Origin of the sequence: Cellulomonas citrea, assembly GCF_009829685.1 — a bacterium.
In the GTDB taxonomy this organism is placed as follows: Bacteria; Actinomycetota; Actinomycetes; order Actinomycetales; family Cellulomonadaceae; genus Cellulomonas; species Cellulomonas citrea.
In genome coordinates this window covers 1-8,997 of sequence record NZ_VWSD01000122.1, presented here as the reverse complement: position 1 = coordinate 8,997, position 8,997 = coordinate 1, and the positions used below count along the sequence as shown (strand labels likewise).

The 8,997-nt window shown below is 74.2% G+C and carries 9 protein-coding genes; all 9 read right to left on the bottom strand.

Translation table 11 applies throughout. From position 1 onward, the window contains the following. On the bottom strand, positions 1-854 hold an 854-nt coding region (locus tag F2B26_RS12335; RefSeq protein WP_159809797.1), incomplete at its 3' end, for a 4-(cytidine 5'-diphospho)-2-C-methyl-D-erythritol kinase. Beyond that, positions 851-1,786: a 16S rRNA (adenine(1518)-N(6)/adenine(1519)-N(6))-dimethyltransferase RsmA gene (rsmA, locus tag F2B26_RS12330; RefSeq protein WP_159809794.1), complete on the bottom strand. Its 936-nt coding sequence runs from the start codon at positions 1,784-1,786 to the stop codon at positions 851-853. The genes rsmA and F2B26_RS12335, both read right to left, overlap by 4 nt. A 106-nt stretch (positions 1,787-1,892) precedes the next feature. After that, positions 1,893-3,146, bottom strand: coding sequence for a resuscitation-promoting factor (locus F2B26_RS12325; RefSeq protein ID WP_159809792.1), 1,254 nt, complete (start codon positions 3,144-3,146; stop codon positions 1,893-1,895). A gap of 258 nt (positions 3,147-3,404) precedes the next feature. Next, positions 3,405-4,601 carry a resuscitation-promoting factor gene (locus F2B26_RS12320; protein ID WP_159809790.1) on the bottom strand — a complete coding sequence of 399 codons (1,197 nt, stop codon included), beginning with the start codon at positions 4,599-4,601 and terminating at the stop codon, positions 3,405-3,407. Positions 4,602-4,779: 178 nt separating this feature from the next. Continuing rightward, positions 4,780-5,700: a TatD family hydrolase gene (locus F2B26_RS12315; protein WP_159809788.1), complete on the bottom strand. Its 921-nt coding sequence runs from the start codon at positions 5,698-5,700 to the stop codon at positions 4,780-4,782. A 2-nt stretch (positions 5,701-5,702) separates the two neighbouring features. Next, positions 5,703-7,487 carry a methionine--tRNA ligase gene (gene metG, locus F2B26_RS12310; protein ID WP_159809786.1) on the bottom strand — a complete coding sequence of 595 codons (1,785 nt, stop codon included), beginning with the start codon at positions 7,485-7,487 and terminating at the stop codon, positions 5,703-5,705. A gap of 60 nt (positions 7,488-7,547) precedes the next feature. Continuing rightward, on the bottom strand, positions 7,548-8,294 hold the full coding sequence (locus F2B26_RS12305) for a PH domain-containing protein (RefSeq protein WP_235929647.1): 747 nt from the start codon (positions 8,292-8,294) through the stop codon (positions 7,548-7,550). A 2-nt stretch (positions 8,295-8,296) separates the two neighbouring features. Beyond that, positions 8,297-8,452, bottom strand: a complete 156-nt coding sequence (locus tag F2B26_RS17235) for a hypothetical protein (RefSeq protein WP_201292722.1) — start codon at positions 8,450-8,452, stop codon at positions 8,297-8,299. A 129-nt stretch (positions 8,453-8,581) separates the two neighbouring features. Further along, a partial coding sequence (locus tag F2B26_RS12300) for an SAM-dependent methyltransferase (RefSeq protein WP_235929646.1) occupies positions 8,582-8,997 on the bottom strand: 416 nt, incomplete at its 5' end.

Below are 8,997 nucleotides of genomic sequence, written 5' to 3'. Positions count from 1 at the left end.
GCGTGCTGCGGGCTGCGGGCCAGCGCGGCGACCGTCGGGCCGGAACCGGACAGCACGACACCGAGGGCACCGGCCTCCCGGGCCACCGCGAGCGGCCGGGACAGCCGGGGGGCCAGGGTGACGGCGGCCGGTTCGAGGTCGTTGTGCAGCGCCGCACCGAGGGCCACCGGGTCGCCCGCCCGCAGCGCGTGCATGAGGTCCACCTCGTCGTCCCGCTCGACCGGGGCGCCGCCGGACGGCTGCGGCTGGTAGCCGTGCAACGCGTCGAAGGCGCCGAACACCGCGGGGGTCGACAACCCCTCGTCCTGCACCGCGAACGCCCAGCAGAACTCCCCGCGGGACATCGCCGGGGTGAGCAGGTCGCCGCGGCCGGTGCCGACCGCGGTGTGCCCGAGCAGCGCGAACGGCACGTCGGCGCCGAGCGTCGCGGCCAACGAGGTGAGCTCCTCGCGGGCCAGCCCGGTGCCCCACAGCTCGTCGCAGGCGACGAGCGTCGCGGCCGCGTCCGCCGAGCCACCGGCCATCCCGCCGGCCACCGGCACCCCCTTGACCAGGTGCAGGTGCACCCCGTCCTCCACCCCGGCGTACCGGGCCAGGGCGCGGGCGGCGCGCACCGCGAGGTTGGTGTCGTCCAGCGGCACCTGCTCGGCACCGGGGCCCTGCGCGGTGAGCGTGAGGTCGTCGGCCGCGGTGGCCACCACCTCCTCGTAGACCGAGACGGCCTGGAACACCGTCGAGAGCGGGTGGTAGCCGTCGGCCCGCGGCCGGCCGACCCGCAACGAGAGGTTGACCTTGCCGGGGGCCCGCACCCGCACCCGGTCGGTGGTGACCTGCGCGGCGCCTGCGCTGCTCATCGCGCCCCCGCCCCGGCCACGGGCACGAGCTGTTCGGCCAGCGCCGCGAAGCCCTCGATGCCGATCCGCTCACCGCGGTCACCCGGGTCCAGCCCCGCGGCGACGAGGGCCTGCTGCGCGGCGGCGGACGACCCGGCGAGCTCGGCCAGGGCGGACCGCAGCATCTTGCGCCGCTGGGCGAAGGCCGCGTCGACGACGGCGAACACCTCCTGCCGGCTCGCGGTGGTGGTCGGCGGCTCGCGCCGGTCCAGCCGCACGAGCGCCGAGTCGACGTTGGGCACCGGCCAGAAGACGGACCGGCCGACGGTGGCGACCCGGCGCGCGGTCGCGTACCAGGCGACCTTGGCGCTGGGCACCCCGTAGGTGCGGCTGCCGGGGCCGGCAGCCAGCCGGTCGGCGACCTCGGCCTGCACCATGACGAGCCCGCGCTGCAGGCTGTCGAACCGTTCGAGGAAGGTGAGCAGCACCGGCACCGCCACGTTGTAGGGCAGGTTGGCCACGAGCGAGGTGGGTGCCGGGCCGGGCAGCGCGGTCACGGTGAGCGCATCGGCGGTCACGACGGTGAGCCGGGCGCGCCCCGCACCGTCGCGCAGCACGACGGGCGCGCCCTCGCCGTCGGGCGGCTCGACGTGCAGGCTCGGCGCCTGCGCCACGACGGTCGAGGGCAGCAGGGCGGCCAGCACGGGGTCGATCTCCACGGCGACGACGTCGGCACCGGCCGCGAGCAGCCCGAGCGTGAGGGAGCCGAGCCCGGGACCGACCTCGACGACGGTCTCCCCCGGGGCGACCGAGGCCTGGCGCACGATCTTGCGGACCGTGCCGGCGTCGAGCACGAAGTTCTGCCCGAGCGCCTTGGTGGGCCGCACCCCGGCGGCAGCGGCAAGCTCGCGCACCCGCGCGGGGCCCAGCAGCACCGGTTCGTCCTGGCTCATGCCCCGAGGCTAACGGGCCCGGACGGGCACCCCGGTGCCGGGCAGGGACAGCACGGCCGGGCCGGGCGGGCCACCCTCAGGTGCCCACCCGACCCGGCCGGGCGGTTCAGCCGAACAGCCGTGCGCCGCACACCGGCCACTGACCGGCACCGGACCGGTCGTAGAGGGCCTGCGCCCGGGCGGTCTGCTCGTCGGCCGAGGCCTGCGAAGGCAACCCGCTGCCGCCGACGCCGGCCCAGGTGGACAGCGAGAACTGGTACAGCCCGTAGTACTTGCCGGACTTGGAGACCGCGTCGGGGCGGCCGCCGGACTCGCACGCGGCCAGGGCCGCCCAGTTGAGCCCGCCGCTGGAGGCGCTCGCGCCCACCGGCGACGAACCCGTGTCGACCGGGGCCGGGGCGGCCGGACGGGCCTTGGTGCCGACCGCGACGACCTCGTCGACCGGGGCCGTGGTGACCTGGTCGGACAACGTGACACGGGTGCGCTCGACCCCGTCGGCGGTGGTGACCCGCTGGACCTGGGTGCGCACGCCCGGGACGCCGGCCGTGACGACCTTCGACGTGCCGACGTACCGCTTCGGGTCGTCGGTGGTCGACGAGGCGTACGCCACGTCGCTGGTCACGGTGACGTCCTGCACGGCGATGCGGGTGACGACCACCTGCACGCCGTCCGGCGCGTCCTTCACGGTGACCTCGTCGAGTGCGCCGAGCTGCACGCCGAGGGCGGCGAGCGCCTCGCCGACCGAGACGTCGGCCTGCGGGACGTCGAGCGTCGTGCCGTCGACGAGGACCTGCGCCTTGCCGTGCAGAGCGAGGTCGAGCGACAGGTCCAGCCGGCCGCTGGAGTCGGAGCGCGACGCCACGAGCGCCACGTCGCCGCCGCGCGCGGACAGGGTCGCGAGCGCCTCGTCGGCCGTGAGGGCCGTGGTCCACACGACCTGCTGCGCACCGTCCTGCAGCACGGTGATCTGGTGCGCGTGGCGCACCACGACCGTCGCGCCGTCCTGCAGCGCACCGGAGGTCGACACGCTGTCGCGCTCGCCGACGGTGACGTCCTGGGCCTTGAGCAGCCCGGAGACCGAACCGGCGAAGGTCGACAGGGTGCGGGTGCTGCCGTCGACGTCGAGCGTCACGGTCTTGTGCGCGTTCGCGACGGCGGTGCCGGCACCGGCCAGCACGAGGACGGTGGCACCGGCGGCGACGGCGAGCGCACGCCGACCCGGCCTGCGTCCTGTCGCTGCGGGTGGGTCCGCCACGGTGGCGGGGTCAGCGTCCGACGTGGGGGTGTCGGTGCTGCGGGTGGGACGCAGGGGGTGGGTCGAGAACTGCACGGGGCTCCAGCCGTCGGCGGGTCCGGGCACGGAGCTCCGGGGACCGACACGCCGGTGGCTGGGGGGCCGCCAGGGCTGGCGCTCGGGCGCGAGGCGCCCACGTCGGTCCCGGACCTGCCGATCCGGCCATCACGGGCGAGGTCCGCCCGTCCGTCCCCGCGTCCGACGGCCCGTCACACCGGGCCTGACGCAGGAACGAGGTGCGACCGTAACCGATTCGTGACCAGGTTCCAAACGGTGACGGTCCCGGCCCAGGTCAGCGCACCGGGCCGGAGCGCCCCGCGAGGATCAGTACCAGCCGCTCGACTGCAGGTGCTGGTACGCCGAGCACGGGGTGCCGTAGCGACCGTCGATGTACCCCAGGCCCCAGGTGATCTGGGTGGCCGGGTTGGTCCGCCAGTCCGCCGCGACCGAACCCATCTTCGAGCCCGGCAGGGCCTGCGGGATGCCGTACGCACCCGAGGACTTGTTCTCCGAGCTGACGTTCCAGCCGCTCTCGCGGTTCCACAGCGCGACCAGGCAGGCGAACTGCGCGTCGTCCCAGCCGTGCGAGGCCATCATCGACTGGGCGATGGCCTGCGCCGACCCCGGGTCGACGTTGCCGACCGGCGGCGCGACGGGCACCTCGGCCGTCCCGACATGCTCCACCTGGGCGACCGGGTCCTTGGTCACCACGGAGGACACCGCGGTGCGACCCACGACGACCCCGGCCACCACCTGGAGCTGGTAGGTCGTCGTGCGCTGACCGGCCTTGCCGGCGGTCACCACCTTGGTCGTGCCCTTGGGCAGCGTGCCGTCGTCGACCTGCTGGATCTCGAACGGGATCGACTCGACCGAGCTCTCGCCACCGCTGGCGGCCCGGGTGACGACGACCACGAGCCCGTCGACCGCATCGGCGTCGAGCGGGACGGACACCTGGTCCCCGTCGTTGAGCACGAGCCCGACGTCCTTGAGCGCGTCACGCACCGTGCCGCCGTTGGTCGACGCGTCGAGCGTCTGCCCGTCGACGGCCACGTGCACCACCTTGGGGGTGGACACCCGCAGCACGTCGCGGCCGACGGCGTCGGAGCGGGAGGCGGACAGCCGCACGTCGGTGTCCCGCAGCCCCAGCTCGTCGACCGCCTCGCCGACCGAGGACGCCGTGGTCCACACCGTCTGACGGGTCCCGTCGATCTCGACCTGGATCTGGACGGCGTGCCGCACGACCACCTGCGAGCGCGACGAGACCGGCTGGCCCAGCGCGGGGACGACGAGGTCGTGCTCGCCGACCGCGATGTCGCCGGCCGCCAGCAGGTCCCCGACCGTCCGGGCGAAGCCCTCGACCTTGAGGTTCGCGCCGTCGACCTGCACGTCCACCGACTTGTGCAGCAGGGTGAACGCGCTCGTCGAGGCCACCACGCCCACGAGGACGAGGCCCTGCACGGCCAGCCGCAGCGGCCGGGGGGCCGCAGGCTGCGCGCGGTGGCTGCGACGGTGGTCGCTCACACGGGTCCTTCCGTCTGCGGGCAGGGCGGCCCGGTGCCGTCAGCACCCGGGCGGGTGCTCCCCTGTCCCGATCGGACGTCGCCGACACGGGTTGACCGGTCGACCGTAACCGATTCGTGACCGGCAGGGGAACCTCCGATGGTCACCCGTGCGGCCGCTGTGAGAATCGTCACGACCCTCACCAGGGGCCGTAGAGCAGCTGAGAGGTCGCCGTCAGCCGGTCGCACAGCGCGCCGAGCTCGGCCCCGCGCACCCGCGCCAGCTCCCGCACGGTGCCCCCCAGCAGGTACGGCGCATTCGGCCGGCCCCGGTACGGCACCGGCGTGAGGTAGGGCGCATCGGTCTCCACGAGCAGCAGGTGCGCCGGCATGAGCGCCGCGGCGGCCCGCAGGCCGTCGTTGGGCTTGAACGTGAGCGGACCGGCGAACGACGTGTACCAGCCGTGCTCGGCGCACACGGCGGCCAGCTCGGCGTCACCGGAGAAGCAGTGGAACACCGTCCGCTCGGGCGCGCCGTCGGCGACCAGCACCTCGACCACCTCCGCATGGGCGTCACGGTCGTGGATCTGCAACGGCAGGTCCAGCTCCTTGGCCAGCGCGATGTGCGCCCGGAACGCGGCCACCTGGGCAGCCCGCCCGCCGGGCCCCGAGCGGAACAGGTCGAGGCCGGTCTCGCCGATCGCGCGGATCCGCGGGTTGCCCCGTGCCACCCGCTCGACCGCCGCGATCGCGTCCTGCAGGCCGACCTCGTGCCGCGGCTGCACGTCCGGGTCCAGCCCGTCGGGCGCGACCTCGCGCACCCCGGCGTGCAGCACCGCCTCGTTGGGGTGGATCGCGACCGCACCCAGCAGCCGGGGCTCGTCGCGGCAGGCCGCATCGGTCCAGGCCAGCTCGTCGAGGGTGCAGCCCACCTGCACCGCACGGGTCACCCCCGCCCGCGCCGCCCGGTCGAGGTGACCGCGCAGGTCGGCGGGCTCGCCGTCCGGCCACCCGTCGGCCGCCCAGCCCAGCACGGCGTCCAGGTGGGTGTGGTTGTCCACCACCGGCGCGGGCAGCGGCTCGTCGTCCCCCGGCCAGCCACGCTCACGCGTGCGGGCCACGCTCAGCCCTCGCGCAGGCGCTCGAGCTCGTCGGCGATGCCCTGCTCGTCGAGCTTGGTGAACACCGGCGTCGGCTTGGCCACCGGGGTGCCGGGCACCACGGCGACCGGCTTCCAGGCGGGCACCGCGGTGTAGTCACCGGTGAGCACCGGGTAGTGCCGGGTCGGGTCGTCCAGGTCGTCGACCTCGTCGATGCGCGGCAGCGGCGAGAACGTGCCCGTCCCGCCGAGCACCTCGTGCACCTGCTGCGCGGAGTGCGGCAGGAACGGCGAGAGCAGCGTGTTGAGGTCGCTCACGGCCTGCACGGTCGTGTTGAGCACCGTGGCCAGCCGGTCGCGATCGGTCTTGAGCTTCCACGGCTCGGTCTCCGAGACGTAGCGGTTGGCCTCCTGCACCACCCGCATCGCCTCACCGAGCGCCTGGCGCTGGTGGTGCCGCCCGACGAGGTCGCCCACCGTGCCGAACGCCGTCGTCGTGGTGGCCAGCAGCGCCTCGTCCACCGGCTGACGCTGGCCGGCGGCCGGGATCTCGCCGAAGTTGGCCGCGACCATGCTCGCGGTGCGGTTCACCAGGTTGCCCCAGCCCGCGACGAGCTCGTCGTTGGTGCGCCGGTAGAACTCGGCCCAGGTGAAGTCGACGTCCTGGGTCTCCGGGCCCGCGGCCGACAGGTAGTACCGCAGCGCGTCCGGCTGGTAGCGGGCCAGGAAGTCGCGCACCAGGATGACGCGGCCGCGCGAGGTCGAGAACTGCTTGCCCTCGACGTTGAGGAACTCGCTGGAGACCACCTCGGTCGGCAGGTCCAGCTCGCCGAACACCCCGGGCGCACCGCCGCGGGCGCCCTTGCCGGCGTAGCCCAGCAGCTCGGCCGGCCAGATCTGGGAGTGGAAGGTGATGTTGTCCTTGCCCATGAAGTAGTACGCGAGCGCCTGCCCGTCGTTCCACCAGGCCCGCCACGCCTCGCCGTCGCCGCTGCGCCGGGCCCACTCGATGCTCGCCGACAGGTACCCGATGACGGCGTCGAACCACACGTACAGCCGCTTGTTGGGGTTCTCCTCCCAGCCGGGCAGCGGGATCGGGATGCCCCAGTCGATGTCGCGCGTCATGGCGCGCGGGCGCACGTCGTCGAGCAGGTTGAGGGAGAACTTGAGCACGTTGGGGCGCCAGTCGGTGCGCGTGCGCAGCCAGTCGCCCAGGGCGTCGACGAAGGCCGGCAGGTCGAGGAAGAAGTGCGACTGCTCGACGAACTTCGGCACCTCGCCGTTGATCCGGCTGTGCGGGTGGATGAGGTCGGCCGCGTCCAGCTGGTTGCCGCAGTTGTCGCACTGGTCGCCGCGCGCGCCGTCGTACCCGCAGATCGGGCAGGTGCCCTCGATGTAGCGGTCCGGCAGGGTGCGGCCGGTGCTCGGGCTGATCGCGCCCATGGTGGAGCGCTCGACCATGTAGCCGTTCTTGTGCACCGTGCGGAACATCTCCTGCACGACGGCGTAGTGGTTGCGCGTCGTCGTGCGGGTGAACAGGTCGTAGGACAGGCCGAGGGCCGCCAGGTCCTCCACGATCACCCGGTTGTACCGGTCGGCAAGCTCCTGCGGGCTGACGCCCTCCTGCTCGGCCTGCACCAGGATCGGGGTGCCGTGCTCGTCGGTGCCGCTCACCATGAGCACCTGGTGCCCCGCCATGCGCATGTACCGGCTGAACACGTCGGAGGGGACCCCGAAACCGGCCACGTGGCCGATGTGCCGGGGTCCGTTCGCGTAGGGCCAAGCGACGGCGGAGAGGATGTGTGCCACGTGCAGGAGTCTAGGAGCCGGGGCGGGGCCTGGTCGCCGCGCGGGCGAGCGGCCGGCGGCTCAGCGCGGACGGACCGTGCCCTGCCAGGGGTCCTGGTGCAGCCGCACCGGGTCGACGAAGCCGACCACCTGGGTCGGCGCGTCCGGGCCGGTCGCCGGCTGGGCACCCGTGGGCGGGAAGGACGGCGGGAACGACGGCGGCAGCCCGGGGTCGGACGCGACGTCGGGGCCGCCTGCGGGACGCCCGCCGGCCGGGGTGCTCACGTCCGACGGGTCGTCGTCCTCGGCGTCCGACCAGGTGCGGCCGAAGATGGTGGCGCACAGCAGGCGGTAGGTCGCATCCGGGTGCGGGATGAAGTTGATGGTGCGCAGCGCCTGCTCCTGCCCCGCCGACTCCAGCACGAACCGCCCGTACCCCAGCACCTGCCCGAGCGCCGAACGGGTGTAGCTCATGTCGGTGACCTTCTCCAGCGGCATCATCGCCACCTTGTGGGTCACCAGCCCGGTGGTGAGCAGCAGCCGGCGGTCGGTCGCCCCGAACCACGAGAACCACCACTCGGCCGCCCGGTAGACGAAGCGCCCCAGCGCGACCAGCCAGACGAGGAAGAGGACGAGCACACCGTCGCCGAGCACCGGGTTGAGCTCCCAGACCAGCCACGTCACGACGACGAACGCGGCCAGCGAGGTGGCCAACGGCTCGACGACCGTCGCCGGGTGCCGCCGGGTGGTGAAGACCAGCCGCTCGCGCCCGACGACGTAGCGGGCGAACGCCCGTTCGCCGCGCTCGGAGCGCCGCAGCTCGTCCACGGTCAGGAGGCGAGCGCCGAGAAGAGCTGACCGAACCCGTGGAACGTCGCGTAGATGAGGTCCCAGATCGACGTGATGACCCCGGCGACCCGGTTCGGGTTCGTCGCGACGGCGTACACCAGGAAGATGACGACGATCCAGGTCAGGAGTGTCTTCACCTTGGTCGGCATCGGATCCTCACAGCCGTCGGCTCTCGTCGTCGGCGCACCACGGCCTGCAGCACACCCGCCAGGACCATAGCGAGGCGACCGAGCCGCGCGGCGGCGCCGCGCCGCGTCTCGGTCAGCTCAGTGCGCGCCGGCCACCGCGGCGGCGTACAGCTCGCGGCGCCCGACCCCGGTGGCGGCCGCGACCTCCGCCACGACGTCCTTGAGCCGTTCACCGCCGTCGACCCGCGCGCGGACCCCGGCCACCATCGCCTCGTCGATCTGCCCCGCCGGCGCGGGCGCACCGGCGACCACGACGACGATCTCACCGCGCACCTGCCCGGACCTGGCCCACGTGAGCAGCTCCTGCAGGGGGCCGCGCAGCACCTCCTCATGGGTCTTGGTGAGCTCACGGCACACCGCGGCGCGCCGGTCCGCACCGAACGCCTCGACGAGCGCCGCCAGCAGCGCCTCGAGCCGGTGCGGCGCCTCGAACAGCACGATCGTGCGCGGCTCCGACGCGAGCGCGGCCAGCGCCCGGGCCCGCTCCCCCGGGC

Excerpts from the sequence above, each read along its gene's own strand:
- rsmA (WP_159809794.1), bottom strand. The coding sequence starts at position 1,786 with ATGAGCCAGGACGAACCGGTGCTGCTGGGCCCCGCGCGGGTGCGCGAG.